19 protein-coding genes are annotated in these 20,588 nt (G+C 69.7%); 8 read left to right on the top strand and 11 right to left on the bottom strand.

Annotation, left to right across the window (positions count from 1 at the left end; translation table 11 throughout):
• Together dhaL and dhaK are read right to left on the bottom strand one after the other, a co-directional pair.
• Complete coding sequence (gene dhaL / locus EDF18_RS00980; RefSeq protein ID WP_123545615.1) at nucleotides 1–672, bottom strand: dihydroxyacetone kinase subunit DhaL; 672 nt, start codon at nucleotides 670–672, stop codon at nucleotides 1–3.
• A 55-nt stretch (nucleotides 673–727) separates the two neighbouring features.
• A complete protein-coding gene (gene dhaK, locus EDF18_RS00975) occupies nucleotides 728–1,729 on the bottom strand; it encodes a dihydroxyacetone kinase subunit DhaK (RefSeq protein WP_123545613.1) in 1,002 nt (333 codons plus the stop codon).
• Nucleotides 1,730–1,956: 227 nt separating this feature from the next.
• On the opposite strand from dhaK, the gene EDF18_RS00970 reads away from it, so the two are divergent.
• Nucleotides 1,957–2,694, top strand: coding sequence for an MIP/aquaporin family protein (locus tag EDF18_RS00970; protein ID WP_255416166.1), 738 nt, complete (start codon nucleotides 1,957–1,959; stop codon nucleotides 2,692–2,694).
• Between the two features lie 120 nt (nucleotides 2,695–2,814).
• Nucleotides 2,815–4,332: a glycerol kinase GlpK gene (gene glpK, locus EDF18_RS00965; RefSeq protein ID WP_123545611.1), complete on the top strand. Its 1,518-nt coding sequence runs from the start codon at nucleotides 2,815–2,817 to the stop codon at nucleotides 4,330–4,332.
• A 152-nt stretch (nucleotides 4,333–4,484) separates the two neighbouring features.
• Here the strand turns inward: glpK and trpD are convergent, their stop codons facing one another.
• Nucleotides 4,485–5,537, bottom strand: a complete 1,053-nt coding sequence (gene trpD, locus EDF18_RS00960) for an anthranilate phosphoribosyltransferase (RefSeq protein ID WP_123545609.1) — start codon at nucleotides 5,535–5,537, stop codon at nucleotides 4,485–4,487.
• Nucleotides 5,538–5,646: 109 nt separating this feature from the next.
• On the opposite strand from trpD, the gene EDF18_RS00955 reads away from it, so the two are divergent.
• The 4 genes from EDF18_RS00955 to EDF18_RS00940 are packed head-to-tail and all read left to right on the top strand — an operon-like array spanning nucleotide 5,647 to nucleotide 9,931.
• Nucleotides 5,647–6,291 carry a heme-copper oxidase subunit III gene (locus tag EDF18_RS00955; protein ID WP_123545607.1) on the top strand — a complete coding sequence of 215 codons (645 nt, stop codon included), beginning with the start codon at nucleotides 5,647–5,649 and terminating at the stop codon, nucleotides 6,289–6,291.
• A 21-nt stretch (nucleotides 6,292–6,312) separates the two neighbouring features.
• The gene (locus EDF18_RS00950) at nucleotides 6,313–7,158 is read left to right on the top strand and encodes a c-type cytochrome (protein ID WP_123545605.1); all 846 of its coding nucleotides are present in this window, start codon (nucleotides 6,313–6,315) and stop codon (nucleotides 7,156–7,158) included.
• Between the two features lie 38 nt (nucleotides 7,159–7,196).
• Nucleotides 7,197–8,264: a ubiquinol-cytochrome c reductase iron-sulfur subunit gene (locus EDF18_RS00945; protein WP_123545603.1), complete on the top strand. Its 1,068-nt coding sequence runs from the start codon at nucleotides 7,197–7,199 to the stop codon at nucleotides 8,262–8,264.
• The gene (locus EDF18_RS00940; RefSeq protein ID WP_369878078.1) at nucleotides 8,261–9,931 is read left to right on the top strand and encodes a cytochrome bc complex cytochrome b subunit; all 1,671 of its coding nucleotides are present in this window, start codon (nucleotides 8,261–8,263) and stop codon (nucleotides 9,929–9,931) included. The genes EDF18_RS00945 and EDF18_RS00940 overlap by 4 nt, the downstream gene beginning before the upstream one ends.
• Before the next feature lie 1,136 nt (nucleotides 9,932–11,067).
• Here EDF18_RS00940 and EDF18_RS00935 read toward each other — a convergent pair.
• The 5 genes from EDF18_RS00935 to EDF18_RS00915 all read right to left on the bottom strand — a co-directional run bounded on the left by EDF18_RS00935 (nucleotide 11,068) and on the right by EDF18_RS00915 (nucleotide 16,267).
• Entirely contained in the window at nucleotides 11,068–11,484 is a 417-nt protein-coding gene (locus EDF18_RS00935) for a cytochrome c oxidase subunit 4 (protein ID WP_123545601.1), read from the bottom strand.
• A 4-nt stretch (nucleotides 11,485–11,488) separates the two neighbouring features.
• Complete coding sequence (gene ctaD / locus EDF18_RS00930) at nucleotides 11,489–13,231, bottom strand: cytochrome c oxidase subunit I (protein ID WP_123545600.1); 1,743 nt, start codon at nucleotides 13,229–13,231, stop codon at nucleotides 11,489–11,491.
• Nucleotides 13,232–13,244: 13 nt separating this feature from the next.
• Complete coding sequence (coxB, locus tag EDF18_RS00925) at nucleotides 13,245–14,132, bottom strand: cytochrome c oxidase subunit II (protein ID WP_233568925.1); 888 nt, start codon at nucleotides 14,130–14,132, stop codon at nucleotides 13,245–13,247.
• Between the two features lie 207 nt (nucleotides 14,133–14,339).
• Complete coding sequence (erpA, locus tag EDF18_RS00920; RefSeq protein WP_123545598.1) at nucleotides 14,340–14,720, bottom strand: iron-sulfur cluster insertion protein ErpA; 381 nt, start codon at nucleotides 14,718–14,720, stop codon at nucleotides 14,340–14,342.
• A 131-nt stretch (nucleotides 14,721–14,851) separates the two neighbouring features.
• Entirely contained in the window at nucleotides 14,852–16,267 is a 1,416-nt protein-coding gene (locus EDF18_RS00915; RefSeq protein WP_123545596.1) for a dipeptidase, read from the bottom strand.
• A 42-nt stretch (nucleotides 16,268–16,309) separates the two neighbouring features.
• Between EDF18_RS00915 and EDF18_RS00910 the strand changes: the two genes are divergently transcribed.
• On the top strand, nucleotides 16,310–16,885 hold the full coding sequence (locus tag EDF18_RS00910) for a DUF3043 domain-containing protein (RefSeq protein ID WP_233568924.1): 576 nt from the start codon (nucleotides 16,310–16,312) through the stop codon (nucleotides 16,883–16,885).
• 82 nt (nucleotides 16,886–16,967) lie between these two features.
• Here the strand turns inward: EDF18_RS00910 and EDF18_RS00905 are convergent, their stop codons facing one another.
• The 3 genes from EDF18_RS00905 to hisD form a co-directional block, all read right to left on the bottom strand.
• Nucleotides 16,968–18,011: a quinone-dependent dihydroorotate dehydrogenase gene (locus EDF18_RS00905; protein ID WP_255416165.1), complete on the bottom strand. Its 1,044-nt coding sequence runs from the start codon at nucleotides 18,009–18,011 to the stop codon at nucleotides 16,968–16,970.
• Nucleotides 18,008–18,490, bottom strand: coding sequence for a transcriptional regulator NrdR (gene nrdR, locus EDF18_RS00900; protein ID WP_123545595.1), 483 nt, complete (start codon nucleotides 18,488–18,490; stop codon nucleotides 18,008–18,010). The genes EDF18_RS00905 and nrdR overlap by 4 nt, the downstream gene beginning before the upstream one ends.
• Before the next feature lie 99 nt (nucleotides 18,491–18,589).
• Nucleotides 18,590–19,900 carry a histidinol dehydrogenase gene (gene hisD, locus EDF18_RS00895; RefSeq protein ID WP_123545593.1) on the bottom strand — a complete coding sequence of 437 codons (1,311 nt, stop codon included), beginning with the start codon at nucleotides 19,898–19,900 and terminating at the stop codon, nucleotides 18,590–18,592.
• Nucleotides 19,901–20,001: 101 nt separating this feature from the next.
• On the opposite strand from hisD, the gene EDF18_RS00890 reads away from it, so the two are divergent.
• A complete protein-coding gene (locus EDF18_RS00890) occupies nucleotides 20,002–20,532 on the top strand; it encodes a flavin reductase family protein (protein WP_123545591.1) in 531 nt (176 codons plus the stop codon).
• Nucleotides 20,533–20,588 lie beyond the last annotated feature (56 nt).

Here is a 20,588-nt window from a genome sequence, read left to right as displayed (position 1 = left end):
TCACGCCTCCCCGGAGGTCGTCGTCGCGGCGGCCGCGACGTCGTCGGCGGCGTCCGCGGCGGCGGCCAGGATGAGCGCGGACGACTGCGCGCCCGGGTCCCGGTGGCCGACCGCGCGTTCGCCGAGGTAGCTCGCTCGTCCCTTGCGGGCGACGAGCGGCTCGGTCGACTCGGCACCCGCCGCTGCGGCGTCGGCCGCCGCGCGCAGCACGGCGGCGGGCTCGCTGCCCCCGTCGGCGGCCGCCTTGGCCGCGTCCGTCGCGGGGGTCCAGGCGTCGACCATGGTCTTGTCGCCGACCTCGGCCTTGCCGCGGAGCACGGCGCCGTCCCGGGCCGCGGCCACGAAGGCCGCGACGCCGGCGGAGCCGATCTCGGTCGCGTCGCCGAGAGCACCTGCGCCCTTGAGGAAGGCGGTGCCGAGCAGGGGCCCGGAGGCGCCTCCCACGGTCGAGATGAGGGTCGTCGCGACCATCTTGAGCAGGGCGCCGGGCGTGGCGTCGTCCGGCTGCGCGGCGAGCTTCGCGCGGACGGCCGAGAAGCCCCGCTCGAGGTTCTCTCCGTGGTCGCCGTCGCCGATCTCGCGGTCGAGCTCGACGAGCGCCGACCGGTTTTCGCTGACGGTGTCGGCCGCGCGCTCGACGAAGCGGCGGGCCCAGGTGGAGTCCAGTGTCATGTCGTCCTTCTCTCGGGTGTCTGGTCTGCTCGGGTGTGCGGTGGCGGCGGGAGGGTCAGCGGCCGCGGCGCAGGGCCGCGGTCTCGACGGGTGCGTCCCACAGCTCGGTCAGCTCGTCGTCCAGCCTGGTCAGGGTGATCGACATGCCCTGCATCTCGAGCGACGTGACGTAGTTGCCGACGAGGGTCCGCGTGACCTCCACGCCCTTCTCGGCCAGCACCTCCGCGGCACGCCGGAACGCGACGTACAGCTCGACGAGCGGCGTCCCGCCCATCCCGTTGACGAACAGCAGGACGCGATCGCCGGAGGCGGTGCCCAGGTCGTCGAGGACCGCGTCCAGCAGGCGGTCCACGATCCGGTCCACCGGCTCGAGCGGCACGCGCTCGCGACCGGGCTCGCCGTGGATGCCGATGCCGATCTCGACCTCGTCGTCGGCCAGCGTGAAGCTCGGTTCGCCCGCGTGCGGGACGACGCCGGCGGCGAGGGCGACGCCCATCGTCCTGGTCGCGGCGTTCGTCCGACGGGCCACGTCGGCCACCTGCTCGAGCGAGTCGCCGCGCTCGGCCGCGGCACCTGCCGTCTTCTCGACGACGACCGTGCCGGCGACGCCGCGTCGGCCGGCCGTGTAGAGGGAGTCCTTGACCGCGACGTCGTCGTCGACGAGCACCGAGGCCACGGTGATGCCCTCCGCCTCCGCCAGGTCGGCCGCGGTCTCGAAATTGAGGACGTCGCCGGTGTAGTTCTTGACGATGTAGAGGACGCCCGCTCCCCCGTCGACGGCCTGCGTGGCGGCGACGATCGGGTCGGGAGTGGGCGAGGTGAAGACGGGGCCCGGCACGGCGGCGCTGAGCATGCCGTGGCCGACGAAGCCGGCGTGAAGGGGCTCGTGGCCGCTGCCGCCGCCGCTGACGATCGCGACCTTGCCCGTCACGGGAGCGTCGGCGCGGCGCACGAACGTCGGGTCGTGCGAGACGACCAACAGGTCGGGGTGAGCGGCGCCGATGCCGGCCACCGCCTCCTCGACGACGTCCTTCGGATCGTTGATGAGCTTCTTCATCGAAGTCCTTCCCTGGAACGGGCGCGGTGCACGGGCGGCACCGTCGCGCCTCGAAGCTACTCCGGCCAGGGCCGGTGCAGGCAGGGCGCGCGACGCCTCCCGTGCACATATGTGCATCCGTGGTGATTCGGGTGGCGGACGGGGCCGCACGCGGGTCTATGGTGATGCCACACGCTCACCGCGGAGGTGCACAGTGGCACCCCGCCCGACGACTAAGGAAGGTCGACGTGGACCTGGGAACGATTTTTCTCTCTGAACTGGTGGGCACCGCCATGCTCCTCACCCTCGGTGGCGGCGTGGTCGCCAACGTGGCCCTCACGAAGTCGAAGGGCTTCAACGGCGGCACCCTGATGGTGAACTTCGGCTGGGGCCTCGCGGTCTTCGCCGGCATCGCCGTCTCGTACAAGTCGGGGGCGCACCTCAACCCCGCTGTCAGCATCGCGCAGCTGATCCTCGGCAACATCGACTTCCCGCAGTTCCTCGTCTACGTCGCGGCGCAGATGGTCGGAGCGATCATCGGTGCCGTCATCGTCTGGCTGGCCTACAAGAACCACTTCGACGAGGAGCCCGACCCGGCCTCGAAGCTCGGCGTCTTCTCGACCGGCCCGGCCATCCGCAACTACGGCTGGAACCTCGTCACCGAGATCATCGGCACCTTCGTGCTCGTGTTCGTCATCATCGCCTTCACGAACGGCAGCGCGGCCCCGGTCGACCTCGGCGGTCTCGGCGGCCTGGCCGTCGGTCTCCTGGTGGTCGGCATCGGCGCCTCCCTCGGCGGCCCGACCGGCTACGCCATCAACCCGGCCCGTGACCTCGGACCGCGCATCGCGCACGCCATCCTGCCCATCAAGGGCAAGGGCTCGAGCGACTGGTCCTACGCCTGGGTGCCCGTGGTGGGACCCCTGGTCGGCGGTTCGCTCGCGGCGCTGCTGTCGTACCCGCTCCTCCCCCTCATCAACGGCTAGCAGACCGGCCACACCCGTTCCACGACTGCACCGCGGGGACACCCGGGACACGTTCCGGCCACGGCCGGGGCGTGTCCTCCCTGCCCGGTGCACACCATCAACGACGAAGGAGAACCACCCGTGAGCGACGACTACATCCTGGCGATCGACCAGGGCACCACCAGCACCCGCGCCATCATCTTCGACCACTCCGGCTCGATCGTCTCGACCGGCCAGAAGGAGCACGAGCAGATCTTCCCGCGCGCCGGCTGGGTCGAGCACGACCCTGCCGAGATCTGGGAGAACACCCGCGAGGTCATCGGCCAGGCCCTGTCCCGCGCCGACATCACGCGCCACAACATCAAGGCCGTCGGCATCACCAACCAGCGCGAGACCGCCGTCGTCTGGGACAAGACCACCGGCAAGGCCGTCTACAACGCCATCGTCTGGCAGGACACCCGCACCCAGTCGATCGTCGACCGCCTCGCGGCCGACGGCGGCGTCGAGCGCTTCAAGCCCGTCGTGGGCCTGCCGCTCGCCACCTACTTCTCGGGCACGAAGGTCGTCTGGATCCTCGAGAACGTCGAGGGCGCTCGCGAGAAGGCCGAGGCCGGCGACCTGCTCTTCGGCACGACCGACACCTGGGTCCTCTGGAACCTCACCGGCGGCACCGACGGCGGCGTGCACGTCACCGACGTCACCAACGCCTCGCGCACCCTCTTCATGGACCTCGAGACGCTCGAGTGGCGCGACGACATCCTCGAGGCCTTCGACGTGCCCCGCTCGATGCTCCCCGAGATCAAGAGCTCGTCCGAGGTCTACGGCACGGTCGAGGCCTCCAGCCTCCTCCGCGAGGTCCCGATCGCCGGCATCCTGGGCGACCAGCAGGCCGCGACCTTCGGCCAGGCCGCGTTCGACCAGGGCGAGTCGAAGAACACCTACGGCACCGGCAACTTCCTGATCTTCAACACGGGCGAGGAGATCGTCCACTCGAAGAACGGCCTCCTCACGACGCTGGGCTACAAGCTCGGCGACGCGGCGCCGCACTACGCGCTCGAGGGCTCGATCGCCGTCACCGGCTCGCTGATCCAGTGGCTGCGCGACAACCTCGGCATCATCGGCTCCGCGCCCGAGGTCGAGGAGCTCGCCAAGAGCGTCGAGGACAACGGCGGGGTCTACTTCGTGCCCGCGTTCTCCGGCCTGTTCGCGCCCTACTGGCGCTCGGACGCCCGGGGCGCCCTGGTCGGCCTCACGCGCTACGTCAACAAGGGACACATCGCCCGTGCCGCCCTCGAGGCGACGGCGTTCCAGACGCGCGAGGTGCTCGACGCGGTCAACGCCGACTCCGGCGTCGACCTGACCGAGCTCAAGGTCGACGGCGGCATGACCGGCAACGACGCGCTGATGCAGTTCCAGGCCGACATCCTGAACGTGCCCGTGGTGCGTCCGGTCGTCGCCGAGACCACCGCGCTGGGCGCCGCCTACGCGGCAGGCCTCGCGGTCGGCTTCTGGGAGACGCTCGACGACCTGCGCTCGAACTGGCAGGAGGACAAGCGCTGGACGCCGAACATCGAGGCCGACGAGCGCGACCGCACCCTCCGCCTCTGGAAGAAGGCCGTCACGAAGACCTTCGACTGGGTCGACGAGGACGTCAACTGACGCCAGCCTCCTCTGAGGTGACACGCTGACGCCGACCTCCCTGAGGTGACAGCACGAGGGCCCGTTCCGTCAGGAACGGGCCCTCCGTCGTGTGCGGGAGGACCGCCTCCTCGTCTCGGCCCGGGCGGGACGCAGGAGGCGGTCGGCACGACTCAGCGCCGCGTGGCGGCCACCCAGTCGGCCAGCTTGCGGGAGGCGGCACCCGAGTCGATCGCCTCGGCGGCGACCAGGAGCTGCTCGCGGAACCGGGTGAGGATCGGCCGGTCGCGCTGGGCCGGGTCCTGGGCGAGGCGGTACGAGACGAGCCCGGCGGCGGCGTTGAGCAGGACGATGTCGCGGACGGGGCCGGTCTCCCCGTCGAGGACACGACGAGCCACACCGGCGTTGTGCTCGGCGTCGCCGCCCACCAGGTCGGCGATGGCCGCCCGCGGGATGCCCAGCTCGAGGGGATCCAGGTCGTGCTCGGTCACCGAGCCCGCCGACACCTCCCAGATGTGGCTGTGACCCGTCGTCGTCAGCTCGTCGAGGCCGTCGTCGCCGCGGAACACCAGGGCGGTCGCGCCTCGGGTCTGGAAGACGCCGACGATGAGCGCCACCTTCTCGGGCGACGCGACGCCGACCGCGCTGGCCTCCGGCCGTGCCGGGTTGACGAGCGGGCCGAGGAAGTTGAACACCGTGGGCACGCCGATCTCGCGCCGGACGGCGGCGGCGTGGCCGAAGCCCGGGTGGAACGCCGCGGCGAAGGCGAACGTGAGCCCCACCTCGCCGAGCACCTGGGCGACCCGGTCGGCGCCGAGCCCCAGGTCGATGCCGAGGGCCGCCAACACGTCCGAGGACCCGGACGACGAGCTGGCGGCGCGGTTGCCGTGCTTGATGACGGGGACGCCGGTCGACGCGACGACCACGGACGCCATCGTCGACACGTTCACGGTGCCGAAGCGGTCGCCTCCCGTGCCCACGATGTCGACGGCCATGGAGTCGACGGGCAGCGGCACCGCGTGGGCCAGCACGGCGTCGCGGAAGCCGACGATCTCGTCGACGGTCTCGCCCTTGGCACGGAGGGCCACGAGGAACGCGCCGAGCTGGGCCGGGGTCGCCTCCCCCACCATGACGCGCTCCATCGCCCAGGTCGCCTCGCTGATCGAGAGGTCGTGCCCGGAGAGCAGCTGGTCGATGAGGAAGGGCCAGGTCAGGTCGTGGATCATGCCGCCAAGGCTATCGGCGCACAGGGTGGCCCATCACATAGCTCGTCGTCAACGCAAAATCCACCACCCGGGGTTTCCTGCGCAAACCCTGGGCCGGTTACCAGGCATAATGGTCCTCGTGACAAGTACCTCTCTCTCGAGACCTTCTGCAGGACCGGTCGTGAACCGGCCGAGCACGGTTGCCGTGGGCACCATCGTGTGGCTCGGCAGCGAGGTCATGTTCTTCGCCGGCCTCTTCGCGATCTACTTCACGCTGCGCAGCACCTCCCCGGGGCTGTGGGCTGCCGAGACCGCCAAGCTCGACGTGCCGTTCGCCCTGACGAACACGATCATGCTCGTGCTCTCGTCGGTCACCTGCCAGTTCGGCGTCTTCGCCGCCGAGCGCATGCAGGCACGACGCACCGGCAAGCTGTTCCAGGTCGGCTCGTGGGGCATGGTCGAGTGGTTCTTCCTCACCTACTCCATGGGCGCCGCGTTCATCTGCCTCCAGGTGTTCGAGTACGCGCACCTCATCTCCGAGCACGTCACGCTCAGCTCGAGCGCCTACGGCTCGGCCTTCTACATGACGACCGGCTTCCACGGGGCCCACGTCATCGGCGGGCTCATCGCGTTCCTGCTCACGATCGGCCGCGCCTTCGCCGTCAAGAACTTCGGTCACAAGGAGGCGACGACCGCCATCGTCGTCTCGTACTACTGGCACTTCGTCGACGTGGTGTGGATCGGCCTCTTCATGGTCGTCTACGTCCTCAAATAGGCATTGGATCCCTCGCACAGCATGTTCCTCAAAAGCTCAGCAGCCACGTCCTCTCCCGAGGGCCGCACGCCCAAGCGCCGCCCGGCCAAGACCGGTCGCCGCAGCCCCCTGGCCACGGCCTCGCTCCTCCTGGTCGGCCTGCTGACCACCGGCGGTGCCTACGCCCTCTTCTCGTCAACGGCCACGGCCGACGAGAGCACCACCTCCGCCGCCTCACAGCAGAGCATCGACGAGGGCCAGAAGCTCTTCGCCTCCAACTGCGCCACCTGCCACGGCCTCGCCGCCGACGGCACGGGCGAGGGCCCCAGCCTCATCGGCGTCGGCGCTGCCTCGGTCGACTTCCAGGTAGGCACCGGCCGCATGCCCATGGCGGCCAACGGCCCCCAGGCAGAAGAGAAGCCCACGCAGTTCACCGACGACCAGGTCTACGACCTCGCCGCCTACGTCGCGTCGCTGGCCCCCGGGCCCGCGATCCCCGACGACGAATATCTGCAGGCCGACGGCGACACGACCAACGGCGCCGAGCTGTTCCGCATCAACTGCGCGATGTGCCACAACGTCGCCGGTGCAGGAGGCGCCCTCACCGAGGGCAAGTACGCCCCCGCACTCGACGGCGTCAGCGGCGCGCACATCTACGAGGCCATGCTCACCGGCCCGCAGAACATGCCCGTCTTCAACGACCTCAACCTGTCCCCTCAGGACAAGGCCGACGTCATCACCTACCTCAAGTACCTGGAGAACAACCCGTCGCCCGGCGGGTTCGAGCTCGGGAGCCTCGGCCCCGTCGCCGAGGGCCTCTTCATCTGGATCTTCGGCCTCGGCGCGATCGTCGCCGTGACCATCTGGCTCACCGCCCGGTCCAACTGACCCGCGACTCTCCCGCACTCCACGAAAGGCAAGAAATCATGGCACAGCACGACGACGAGGCCCCCACCGCGGGCTCGGCTGTCGAGAAGCATGAGCCTCGACAGGTGTCGGCCGGAACGGCCGTCGTCACGACGGACGTCTTCGAGAACCCGGGTGAGCCGCCCCACCGCGACCGCGTCACGGACATCGACCCCAGGGCCGAGAAGAAGGCCGAGCGCCAGGTCAGCATCTGGTTCTTCCTCTCGATCGTCGGCAGCATCGGTGCCATCGGCGCCTACGTGGCGTTCCCGATCACGTCGGGCGACTCGGGTTCCGTACGCCTGAACAACCTCTTCCTCGGCCTCGGCATCGCGCTCGGCCTGCTGTCCGTCGGCATCGGTGCGGTGCACTGGTCGAAGACGCTCATGCCCGCTCGCGAGATCACCGAGATGCGACACAGCACCCGCGGCACCGACGAGACCCGCGAGAAGGCCGTCGAGGTTTTCGCCCTGGGCAACCAGGAGTCGGGCTTCGGCCGCCGTGCGCTCATCCGCAACAGCCTCATCGGCGCACTCGTCGCCACTCCCCTGCCGGCCGTCGTGATCTTCCGCGACCTGGCCCCGGCAGAAGACCCCAACGAGGTCCTCCGTCACACCCTCTGGGAAGACGGCATGCACCTCACCCGCGACCCTGACGGCTCGCGCATCAGAGCGTCCGACGTGACCCTGGGCTCGGTGTTCCACGTGATCCCCGAGAACCTGAACGAGTCGGAGCACCTCCTCGAGGAGAAGGCGAAGGCAGCTGTGCTGCTCATGCGCCTGAAGCCCGAGGACCTCAACATCCCTGAAGGCCGCGAGGGATGGCAGTACGACGGCATCGTCGCGTACTCCAAGATCTGCACGCACGTCGGGTGCCCCGTGGCGCTCTACGAGCAGCAGACACACCACCTGCTCTGCCCCTGCCACCAGTCGACCTTCGACGTGACGAACAACTGCGAAGTGATCTTCGGACCGGCCAAGCGGCCCCTCCCGCAGCTGCCCATCGCCGTGGACTCCGACGGGTACCTCGTCGCGCAGAGCGACTTCCACGAACCTGTGGGCCCTAGCTTCTGGGAGCGCGAAAAGTGATCACCACAACTCCGGCACCGAGCACCGACACGACTCCGTCGTCCGAGGGCTCGAACACCACCACCACGGCACCGGCCTTCGCGCCGACCAAGACGAACAAGATCTTCGGTGCCGCGGCGAACTACGTCGACGAGCGCACGAGCATGTCGGGCCTCGTCCGCGAGGTGGGTCGCAAGATCTTCCCCGACCACTGGTCGTTCATGCTCGGCGAGGTCGCGCTGTACTCGTTCGTCGTGATCCTGCTCTCGGGCACGTTCCTGACGTTCTTCTTCCAGCCGTCCATGGCCGAGGTCAACTACAACGGCTCGTACGTGCCGCTCAAGGGTCTCAACATGTCGGCCGCCATGGCGTCGACGCTCGACATCTCGTTCGACATCCGCGGCGGCCTGCTGTTCCGCCAGATCCACCACTGGGCTGCCCTGCTCTTCGTGGCGTCGATCATGCTGCACATGCTGCGCGTCTACTTCACGGGTGCGTTCCGCAAGCCCCGCGAGATCAACTGGGTCGTCGGCTTCACCCTCTGGGTGCTCGCCATGGCCGAGGGGTTCACGGGCTACTCGCTCCCCGACGACCTGCTCTCGGGCAACGGTGCGCGGATCATCGACGGCATGGTCAAGGGCATCCCCGTGATCGGCGTCTGGATCTCGTACCTGCTGTTCGGCGGCGAGTTCCCCGGCACGGACATGGTGGGTCGCTTCTACTCGCTGCACATCATGCTGTTGCCGGCGCTCCTGATCGCCCTCCTCGGCGTCCACCTGCTGCTGCTGATCATCAACAAGCACACGCAGTGGGCTGGCCCTGGCAAGACCAACGAGAACGTCGTCGGCGTCCCCGTCATGCCGGTCTTCGCCGCCAAGGCCGGTGGGTTCTTCTTCATCGTCTTCGGCGTCCTGGTGCTGATCGCGTCGCTCTTTACGATCAACCCGATCTGGAACTACGGTCCCTACGACCCGTCGCCGGTGTCGGCGGGAACGCAGCCTGACTGGTACATCGGCTTCGCCGACGGTGCTCTGCGACTCGTCCCGCCGGGCTGGGAGTTCCTCTTCTTCGGCTACACGGTCTCGATGAACATCCTGGCGCCGATCGCCGTCCTGGTGATCTTCATCCTCGCGGTGCTGCTATACCCGTTCCTCGAGGCGTGGGTGACCGGCGACAAGCGCGAGCACCACATCCTCGACCGTCCGCGCAACGCCCCGACCCGCACGGCCATCGGTGCCGCCGGCATCGTCGTCTACGCGGCTCTCTGGGCTGCGGCGAGCTCGGACATCATGGCGACGCACTTCAGGCTCTCGCTGAACTTCGTGATCCACTCGGTCCAGGCCGTGCTGATCATCGGGCCGTTCCTCGCCTTCTGGATCACCAAGCGCGTCTGCCTGGCCCTCCAGAAGAAGGACCGCGAGATCGCGCTGCACGGCTACGAGTCGGGTCGAATCGTCCGCCTCCCCGGTGGCGAGTACGTCGAGGTCCACGAGCAGCTCGACGAGTACGAGCGCTGGCGTCTGCTGAACTTCAACGAGTACGAGCCGCTCATGATCCGTCCGAACGCGAACGGGCAGATCACTCCCCTGCAGCGCGTCAGGGCGTCGGTGTCGACCTTCTTCTTCGAGGACCGCATCGCGCCGGTCAAGCGTTCGGAGATCGAGGCTTCGCACCACGACGAGCACTGACCCACCTGCACCATCCGGAGGGCCCGACCGCACCAGCGGTCGGGCCCTCCGCCGTCCGCCCCTCTTCCCCCGCAAGCAGGCGCCTCTTCGCCTGCTGCTGACCTCTGTTGACCGTGCCACCCTGCAGACAGCGCCTCTCGACGGTTTCCCGAGCTGGCAGCGCGTCCGGGCTGGGCCGCGGCGAGCCTTCCCGCCCGCGCATCCGCCCCCGCGCCGCCGCCCTCTTGAGGGCCCTGACGACAGCATCACGACCTGCCTGCACGCTTCGGCGGGTTTCCGTGCTTCGCGGCGGGTTTCCGTACTTCGCGGCGGGTTTCCGTGGTTCCCGGCGGGTTCCCGTGGTTCCCGGCGGGTATGCGCTGACCCGCCGGGAAGTACGGCAGCCCGCCAGCTCCTTCGCCAGGCCGGCACAGAGGGCTTCAACCCGGTCACGCGGGCACACGCCTCCGCAGGTTCGCACTCGCGCATGGGCGGGGTTCCTGGTCCTCGATGAGTCCGCAGTGATCCGTCCGGGGCGACGGCGACCCGCCACGCCTTTCCCGGTCTGCCGTGCTCGCGAAGCCCGCCGTGCGAGCACGGGCCCCTGGCCCGACGCATCGGCATCTCCTGGCCCTCCCGTGGGGTCCTGAGGCCCTACGGTGGGGTCCCGTTCCCCTCGGTGGGTTCTCGTGCCCTCCCTTGACTCGATGCGGACCTGTCAGCAACGGCGGCGATGCACCCAGCCCGCTACCGCGGTGAACTCCGGTCTCCTGTGGCCTGATCAACTCAGGGCCACGGCTGAGCTGGCGCGCTCTCGAGCTTCGGCCGGTCACCGTCGTCCTCGGCGGGTCAGCGCCGACCCGCCTCGAGCGACACCGACCCGCCGACATCACGGGCTCAGGACTCGGCGGGATGACGAAGTCGCCGCGGGGAGAGCTTGAGCCGCGAGCCGCGAGCCGCGAGGCTTGTGCGGCGACGGGGTCACGTGGCCTGCACCCTGGCACACTGAGCGCGCAGGGGGCATCGCAGCGTCCCCTCCGACTCTGGGGGCGCGTGGGTGCGCGCCAGGGGTCGGGCACCGCGCACGAACACCCAGGCCCGCAACGACAGATGCCGCCCACCCGTGAGGGTGAGCGGCATCTGAACGGACCGAGAGGTCAGTGGGCGAAGTTGCCCCGGTAGTACTCGTAGACCCAGCCGACGAGAGCGACGGCCACGAGGGCGCCACCGATGTAGATGATCCACATGCCGACAGCGAGGGCGAGGAAGATCAGGCCGCACGAGAAGGCGAGCAGGATGGGCCACCACGACCAGGGGCTGAAGTGCCCGAGCTCGGGGTCGCCGTCGTCGATGTTCGCGTCGGGACGATCCTCGGCGAGCTCGCCCCCCTGGGCCGCATGCGAGCGCCCCATGTAGAAGGCGAGGAACACACCCAGCGCGCCGGCAAGACCGATGCCCATGGTGCCGGCCCACTCGACCTTGCCGACGTCGATGAGGCTCCAGATGACGTACACGGCGTCCATGAGGAAGAAGAAGATCGCGAGGATCCAGAACAGGGTCGCGTTGGTTCTCATCGGACTACTTCACCTCGTTGCTGGATGCGTCGTACGTGGGGGCCTCGGGTGCGTCCTTGACCGGGCCGATGCCGACGGGGATGCCTGCCTCGGGGTGGTTGAGGTCGAACGCCGGCGACTCCGAGCGGATGCGCGGGATCGACGTGAAGTTGTGGCGGGGCGGCGGGCACGACGTGGCCCACTCGAGCGAGCGGGAGTAGCCCCAGGGGTCGTTGACCTCGACCTTGGGCGCCCGACGCGCGGTGATGTACACGTTGTAGAGGAACGGCAGGATCGAGACGCCGAGGAGCATGGCGCCGATCGTCGACAGCTGGTTCATCCACGTGAAGTGGTCCTCGGCCTGGTACGTGGCGTAGCGGCGGGGCATGCCCATGACGCCGAGCCAGTGCTGGATGAGGAACGTCGTGTGGAAGCCGATGAACAGCATCCAGAAGTGGATCTTGCCGAGACGCTCGTTGAGCATCTTGCCCGTCCACTTCGGCCACCAGAAGTAGAAGCCGGAGAACATCGCGAAGACGACCGTTCCGAACACGACGTAGTGGAAGTGAGCCACGACGAAGTACGTGTCGGAGACGTGGAAGTCGAGCGGCGGCGACGCCAGGATGACGCCGGTGAGCCCACCAAAGGTGAAGGTCACCAGGAAGCCGATCGCCCAGAGCATCGGGGTCTCGAACGTGACCGAGCCGCGCCACATCGTGCCGATCCAGTTGAAGATCTTCACGCCGGTGGGGACCGCGATGAGCATCGTCATCAGCGAGAAGAACGGCAGGAGGACCGAGCCCGTGACGTACATGTGGTGCGCCCACACCGTGACCGAGAGGGCCGCGATCGAGATCGTCGCGTAGACGAGCGTCTTGTACCCGAAGATCGGCTTGCGGCTGAAGACCGGGAAGACCTCGGAGACGATGCCGAAGAACGGCAGCGCGATGATGTACACCTCGGGGTGACCGAAGAACCAGAAGAGGTGCTGCCAGAGGATGGCGCCTCCGTTGGCGGGGTTGAAGACCTGCGCGTCGAACACCCGGTCGAACCCGAGCCCGAACAGGGCGGCGGCGAGGACGGGGAACGCCATGATCACGAGGATCGAGGTGATCAGCGTGTTCCAGGTGAAGATCGGCATGCGCCACATCGTCATGCCGGGGGCACGCATCGTCACGATGGTGGTGATGAAGTTGACCGAGCCGAGGATCGTGCTGAAGCCGGTCATCCCGAGCCCGAAGACCCACAAATTGCCGCCGAGCCCTGGTGAGAACGTCGTGTCCGACAGCGGCGCGTAGGCGAACCAGCCGAAGGAGGCGGCGCCCTGGGGGGTGAGGAAGCCGGCGACCGCGATGAGCGAGCCGAAGAGGTAGAGCCAGAAGGCGAAGCCGTTCAGCCGCGGGAAGGCGACGTCGGGCGCACCGATCTGCAGGGGCATGAGCGCGTTGGCGAAGCCGGAGAACAGCGGCGTCGCGAACATGAGCAGCATGATCGTGCCGTGCATGGTGAAGAGCTGGTTGTACTGCTCTTTCGTCTGCACGATCTCGAGCCCGGGGGCGAAGAGCTGCGCGCGGATCAACAGCGCCATCACGCCGCCGAGGCAGAAGAAGAGGAACGACGCGATCAGGTACATGTACCCGATGGTCTTGTGGTCGGTCGACGTCAGCCAGGTGACGACGACGTTGCCCTTGCGCCCCACCTTGGAGGCGCCGAAGTTCTGACCTGAGGACGTACCGCCCGTGGAGGGGCGAGTGGCGGTGGCTGTCATCGAACCCGTGCCTTTACTTCTCGTCCGAACCGGCGGCGACGGGCGCCTCGTTGTTCGGCTGGTTGGTGTTGGTGTTGTACTGGTCGCCCAGGAGGCCGGTGTTGCCCTCGTCGGCGAGCGTGTCGAGGTAGTCCTCGTACTCGCCCTCGGAGACGACCTTGACGTTGAACAGCATCAGGGAGTGGTACTCGCCGCAGAGCTCGGCGCACTTGCCCGTGAACGTGCCCTCTTTCTCGGGCGTGAAGTACATGTAGTTGGTCTTGCCGGGGATCGTGTCCTTCTTGTAGAGGAAGTCGACGATCCAGAAGGAGTGGGCGACGTCGCGCGACTTGAGGTCGATCTGCACGGTCTTGCCCACGGGGAGGTACAGCACGGGGAGCTGGTCCTGGTCGACCTCGCCGCTCGGCAGCTCCTGGGCCTGGATGCCCTGGTAGTAGACGCTGTCGTCTTCCTGCTGCTGGTCGATGTAGTTGAAGTCCCAGGCCCAGCGCTTCGCGTAGACGTCGATCTTCACGTCGGGGTTCGCGGTCGGCTCCTCGATGGCGGCCTGGTCACGGGCGGTGAAGGCGAAGAAGCCCAGCACGAGGATGAGCGGCACGACCGTGTAGAAGATCTCGATCGGCATGTTGTAGCGCAGCTGCACGGGGAGACCGGTCTGGCCCTTACGACGCCGGTAGGCGATGCAGGTCCAGATGATGAGGCCCCAGACGATGAGGCCGACGATCAGCAGGACGATCCACGACGTGACCCACAGGCCGATGATGCTGTCGACGTGGTTGGTGGTGCCCGCGGTGGTGGGGAGCCAGCCCTGGAGCTGCTCGGGCGTACATCCCGCGAGGACGAGGGCCATGACGGCGGCCACGGGGATGGCGGCCCAACGAAGACGGCGGTTAGAACGCACTGTTACCTCTCGGATGACACGACAGCTTGGGGTCTTCCCAGTCTAGGACGGGACTTCCCTAGCCTACTCGCAGGTTGACCGGGCCTCTGCACGCGGCCCCGCCGAGTCGTTCGAGCACGAGCCACCTGGACGCACGAGAGGGACCGCCTCTCGGCGGTCCCTCTCGTGTGGTGACCGTTCAGGAGCGCCCGGGAGGCGCCTCCTGCGTCAGTGGAAGCTGTCGCCGCAGGCGCAGCTGCCCTGGGCGTTCGGGTTGTCGATGGTGAAGCCCTGCTTCTGGATCGTGTCCTCGAAGTCGATGGCAGCGCCGTCGAGGTAGGGGACGCTCATCTTGTCGACGACGACCTCGACGCCGTCGAAGTCGACCGTGGCGTCGTTCTCGAGGAGGCGCTCGTCGAAGTAGAGCTGGTAGATGAGGCCGGAGCAGCCACCGGGCTGGACGGCCACGCGGAGGCGGAGGTCGTCACGTCCCTCCTGCGTCAGGAGGCTCTTCACCTTGTCGGCGGCGGTCGCGGTGATCGTGACGCCGTGGGCGGTCGTCGTGTCGCCGGCGGCCGTCTCGACGGCGGGGGTCGCGGTGTCGGTCATGGAGCCTCCTCGGGTCGGTGCGCAGGGGCACTCGTCGTTGACCAGTGTAAGCAGCCCGTGCCGGGATTTGTTCCCGGCGACCAGGGCCGACGAGGCCGACGGTGCACGGGCACCGTCGACACCGTCGTGCCTCAGCTCCGTGCGTCGAGGCGGGCGATCAGCACGGCCTCGCTGAGCACGGCACGGTGCAGCACGCCGAGGTGCTGGGACTCGTTCGGGCTGTGCGCGCGCGTGTCGGGGTCCTCCACGCCCGTGACGAGGATCTGGGCCTCAGGGAACGTCCGGACGAGGTCCGCGATGAACGGGATCGAGCCGCCGATGCCGATCTGCAGGGGCGCCTCCCCCCAGGCCTCCGTCATGGCCGCCGTGGCCTCGGCGAGGGCCCAGCCGCTGGTGTCGACGAGGAACGGGTCGCCCTGGTCGACGTCGTCGATCTCGACGTGCGCGCCGAAGGGGGCGTGCTCGCGGAGGTGCGCCTCGATGGCCGCGTAGGCCTCGGAGGCAGCCTGCCCGGGAGCGATGCGCGCGCTGATCCGGACGGACACCTCGGGCGACAGCGTGTTCGACGCGTTCGCGACGCTCGGCGCGTCGATGCCCGTCACCGTGATCGACGGCTGCGACCACACGCGGCTGAGCAACGGACCGGTGCCGATCGGCGTCACGCCCTCGAGCAGCCCGGCCTCCTCGCGCAGCTGCTGCTCGCTCTGCTCGGGGTGCTCGGCCTCGCGGCTGTGCAGCCCGGCGACGGCGACGCTCCCCGCGTCGTCGTGCAGCGTGGCGAGCAGCTTCACCATCGCGAGCATCGCGTCCGGGACCGCGCCGCCGACCATCCCCGAGTGGGACGCGTGCGCCAGGGTGCGGACGGTCAGCCGGAACGTCACGTTGCCGCGGAGCCCCACGGTGATGGCGGGGACGGTCGTGCTCCAGTTGCCCGAGTCGGCGACGACGATGACGTCGGCCGCGAGGTCGTCCCGGTGCTGGCGCAGGAAGTCGGCGAACGAGCGGGAGCCGAACTCCTCCTCCCCCTCGATGAACACCGCGACGCCGACGCCCAGGTCGTCGCCGAGCACCTCGCGGACGGCCCGCAGCGCCGCCACGTGGGTCATCACGCCGGCCTTGTCGTCGGAGGCGCCCCGCCCGTAGAGGCGATCGCCCTTGACGGTGGGCTCGAACGGAGGCGAGTCCCAGTCGGCGTCGTCGCCCTGGGGCTGCACGTCGTGGTGGGCGTAGAGGAGGACCGTCGGCTTGCCGTCGCGCGCGGGGCGCCGGGCGAGCACGGCCGGCTGGCCGAGGGTGCCGGTGTCGCCGATCGGCGCACGGCTCACCTGCACGGTCTCGAAGAGGCCCGTGCCCCGCACGAGCTCGGCGACGGCCTCGGCGCTGGCGGCCACGTGCGCGGGGTCGAAGGCGTCCCACGAGACGGACGGGATGCGGACCAGGCCGCCGAGGTCGGCGACTGCGGCGGGGAAGCCGCCCTGCACCGCCTCCGCGAGTTCGCTGACAGTACGAGGATCGGTCGGGGTCACGGGGTGCTGCGAGTCGGTCATGCAGGTAATCTTAGGAACTCGTTCAACCCCCGAGGACTCTCCGTGGCCAAGGCACCTGACAAGACCATCACGACGACCGTCGACGAGACCGAGTCGCCGACGACCGGCAAGGGACGGCCGACGCCGACCCGTCGCGAACGCGAGGCCGCCAACCAGCGCCCTCTCGTGGCCACCGGCAAGGAGGCGCAGAAGGCCCAGCGCGCCCGTCTCGCCGAGCAGCGCGAGCGCCAGCGCGTCGGGCTCGCGAACGGCGAGGAGAAGTTCCTCCCCGAGCGCGACAAGGGCGTGCAGCGCAAGTTCATCCGCGACTACGTCGACGCTCGCTACAGCGTCGGCGAAGCGATGATCCCGGTCATGGTGCTCGTCATCGTCATGAGCATCGTCCAGAACGTCGCGGTCCAGACGACGACGCTGTTCGTCCTGTGGGGCTTCTTCATCCTCGCCGTCGCCGACTGCCTGCTCGCCGGCCAGCGCGTCTCGTCGCAGCTGCGCGCGAAGTTCGGCGACGACGGCCTCCAGAAGGGCAACCGCTGGTACACCGCGATGCGCGCCATGCAGATGAAGCCGATGCGGCTGCCGAAGCCGCAGGTCAAGCGCCGCGATTTCCCCACGCTGTAGCCAGGCCGCACGGAGGAGCCCCCGACCACATGGTCGGGGGCTACTTCGTGTGGGGCGCGTCTCTCGGGGCTGCCGAGACCGGTCACGCCGCTCGGCGGAGTGCGCGCAGCCCCCGGTTGACCTTCCGGGCCCAGAGCGGCCCCTCGTAGAGGAAGGCCGTGTAGCCCTGCACGAGCGTCGCCCCGGCCTCGAGGCGCGACTGCACGTCGGCCGCGCTCGTCACGCCCCCGACGGACACGACGCATGTCTCGTCGGGCAGCACGGAGCGCAGCACCCGGAGCACCTCGAGCGACCGGGCCGCGAGCGGGGCGCCGGAGAGACCACCGGCCCCCGCGGACTCCACGACCGCGGGCGACGTCTGCAGCCCCGAACGGGACAGGGTCGTGTTCGTCGCGATCACTCCCCCGAGGCCGATCTCGGTGACGAGCTCGGCGATGTGGCGGATGCCGTCGTCGTCGAGGTCGGGGGCGATCTTGACGAGCACGGGGGTGTCGCCTGCGGCCGCGTGGACCGCGCGGAGCAGCGGCGACAGCTTGTCGAGCTCCTGCAGGCCACGGAGACCGGGCGTGTTGGGCGAGCTGACGTTGACGGCCAGGTAGTCGGCCAGCGGGGCGAGCAGGCGCGTGCTCACGAGGTAGTCGTCGACCGCGTCGTCGACCTCGACCACACGGCTCTTGCCGATGTTGACCCCGATCACCGGCCGGACGGAGGCCCGCCGTGCGCGGGTGAGCTCGCCGGCTGCCTGCGCCGCGCCTCCGTTGTTGAAGCCCATGCGGTTGACGACCGCCAGGTCGGGCACCAGACGGAACAGCCTCGGTCGCTCGTTGCCCGGCTGGGCCCTGGCCGTGACGGTGCCGACCTCGACGTGGCCGAAGCCGAGGGCCCCGAGACCGGCGATGCCTGTCGCGTCCTTGTCGAAGCCCGCGGCGACGCCGAACGGCGAGTCGAAACGGAGGCCCAGCGCCTCGACGGCGAGAGACGGGTGCGGGGCAGTGAGTCGGCGCACCAGCGGCGCCAGGCCGACCCGCGGGACGCCACGGATGACCCGGGACGCGAGGTGGTGCGCGTCTTCGGGGTCCATCTTCGACAGCACCAGGTCGAACACGACCCGGTAGGCGGTCCTCACTCGCCGACCGATCGAGGCGTGCGCACGCGGTCACGGTGCTCGTGACGGAGCTGCGTGATCGACGACTCGAAGTCCTCGAGGGAGTCGAAGGCCTGGTAGACGCTCGCGAAGCGCAGGTAGGCGACCTCGTCGAGCTCGCGCAGGGGCGGCAGGATCGCGAGGCCGATGTCGTTCGCCTCGATCTGCGACGTGCCCGACGCACGCACCGCCTCCTCGACCTTCTGCGCCAGGACGGCCAGGTCGCCGTCGGTGACGGGACGGCCCTGGCAGGCCTTGCGGACGCCGGAGATGATCTTCTCCCGGCTGAAGGACTCGAGCACGCCGTTGCGCTTGACGACGTTCAGGCTGGCCGTCTCGGTCGTGCTGAAGCGACGACCGCAGTTCGGGCACTGGCGCCGCCGACGGATCGAGGTGCCGTCGTCGCTCGTGCGGGAGTCGACGACGCGGGAATCGGGGTGGCGACAGAAAGGACAGAACATGGTGCCCTCAGCGTACTGGGGCCCCGCACCCCGCCCCCTCGACGCCCCGGGCGGGACACGCTCGGCCGCGCCCCGCACGGACGCCGCCGGGACGACCGGTCAGGGCTTGTGGAGACGCGCCGCGACGGCCTCGCCGTGGGCGGGCAGCAGCTCCGCGCGCGACAGGGCGACCAACCTGTCGGCGACCTCGGCCAGGGCGTCGTGGTCGTAGCGCACGATCTGCTGCGGCCGGAGGAACGTGTACGCGCCGAGTCCCGACGAGAACCGCGACTGGCCGCCCGTGGGCAGGACGTGGTTCGAGCCGGCGAGGTAGTCGCCCAGACTCACGGGGGTGCTCGGGCCCACGAAGACCGCACCGGCGCTCGTGACGCCCGCGAGGACCCCCTCGTCGTCGCGCGTCTGGATCTCGAGGTGCTCGGGCCCGTAGGCGTTGCTGAAGTCGACGGCGGCCGCCAGGTCGTCGACGAGCACGAGGGCCGACTGGCGGCCGTCGAGGGCGGTCTGCACGCGGGTCGCGCTCAGCGTCTGCGGGACGAGCCGCACGAGCTCGTCTCGGACCCGGTCGGCGAGCTCCGCCGAGGTGGTCACGAGGACGGCGGCGGCCTCCTCGTCGTGCTCGGCCTGGCTGATCAGGTCGACGGCGACGAGCGTGGGGTCGGCCGAGTCGTCGGCGATGACGAGGATCTCGGTGGCGCCCGCCACGGCGTCGATGCCGACGCGTCCGCGGACGAGCTGCTTCGCGGCGGCCACGTAGTTGTTGCCGGGGCCGGTGATGACCTGGACCGGCTCGAGCCCGATCTCGGGCACTCCGTAGGCGAGGGCCGCGATGGCGCCCGCCCCGCCCATGACGTAGACCTCGTCGACGCCGAGGAGCCCCGCCGCGCCGAGGATGACGGGGTGGACGGCGCCGCCGAAGTCGCGCTGCCCGGGTGAGACGAGCGCGACCGAGCCGACCCCGGCGACGAGGGCCGGCACGACGTTCATGACGACGCTCGACGGGTACACGGCCTTGCCGCCGGGGACGTACACGCCCGCCCGGGCGACCGGCTGCCAGCGCTGCTCGATGAGCGCCCCGGGGGCCGGGACGGTCACGGAGCCCTCGGGCACCTGGGCCCTGCTGGCCTCGGTGACGCGGGCGATCGACTCGACCAGCGCCTCCTTCACCAGGGGGTCGAGCTCGTCGACGGCTCGGGCGATGGCCGCCGCCTCGACGCGGAACACGTCCGTGCGGACGCCGTCGAAGCGCTCTGCCTGGTCGCGCAGGGCGTCCGCGCCGCGCTCGCGCACGGCCTGGACGATCTGGGCCGCGGCGCCTGAGGCGGCGGCGACGTCGACGTGCGACCGGGGCACGAGGCCCAGCAGGTCGGCGTGGGTAGGCTTGAGGCCCCGGAGGTCTGTGGTCTGGATCATGGCCCGTCGAGCCTAGCCCGAGCGGGCCCTGCGCGAGCCGTCACGGTGCGGACGCGCCCGCCACTCCCCCGGCAGCAGAGCACAGGAGGCGCCCACCCGTCATGCCCGACACCACCGCACCAGCAGCCGCGGCTGCCCAGCCCGACCCCGCCGACCTCGCCGCGTTCAAGGCCGGCTTCCGCCGCCACGCCGCGGGCGTCGCCATCGTCACCGCCCGGGACTCGGGCGGCCGACCCGTCGGCTTCACCGCGACCTCGCTGGCCTCGCTCGCCGCCGTCCCGCCGCTCGCCACCTTCAACATGGCGCGCACCGCCAGCTCGTGGCGGGCCATCGAGGAGACCGAACACGTGGTGATCCACCTGCTCGGCCTCCGCAACCAGGGCCTCGCGCGCCGCATGGCCGGCCCGGCCGCCGAGCGGTTCGAGGGCGACCACTGGAGCGAGGGGCCGCACGGCCTCCCCTTGCTGCACGACGTCACCGCCTGGATGACCGGCCGCATCGTGGAGCGCGTGCACGTGCACGGCAACGCCGTCGTCGTCGTGCAGGTCGAGGACGGCGGCACGGGAGCCGACGACGACGCGTTGCTGTACCACGACCGCCGCTGGCTCCGGCCCGTGCACCTCGAGGCGTAGACGGAGCAGACGTCCACATGCCGAGGGCCCCGTGGACTCGAGTCCGCGGGGCCCTC

The sequence above is a fragment of the Frigoribacterium sp. PhB107 genome, from assembly GCF_003751515.1.
Classification (GTDB): Bacteria; Actinomycetota; Actinomycetes; order Actinomycetales; family Microbacteriaceae; genus Frigoribacterium.
The sequence above is the reverse complement of the archived record's forward strand: the minus strand, read 5'-3'. Positions and strand labels throughout refer to the sequence as shown.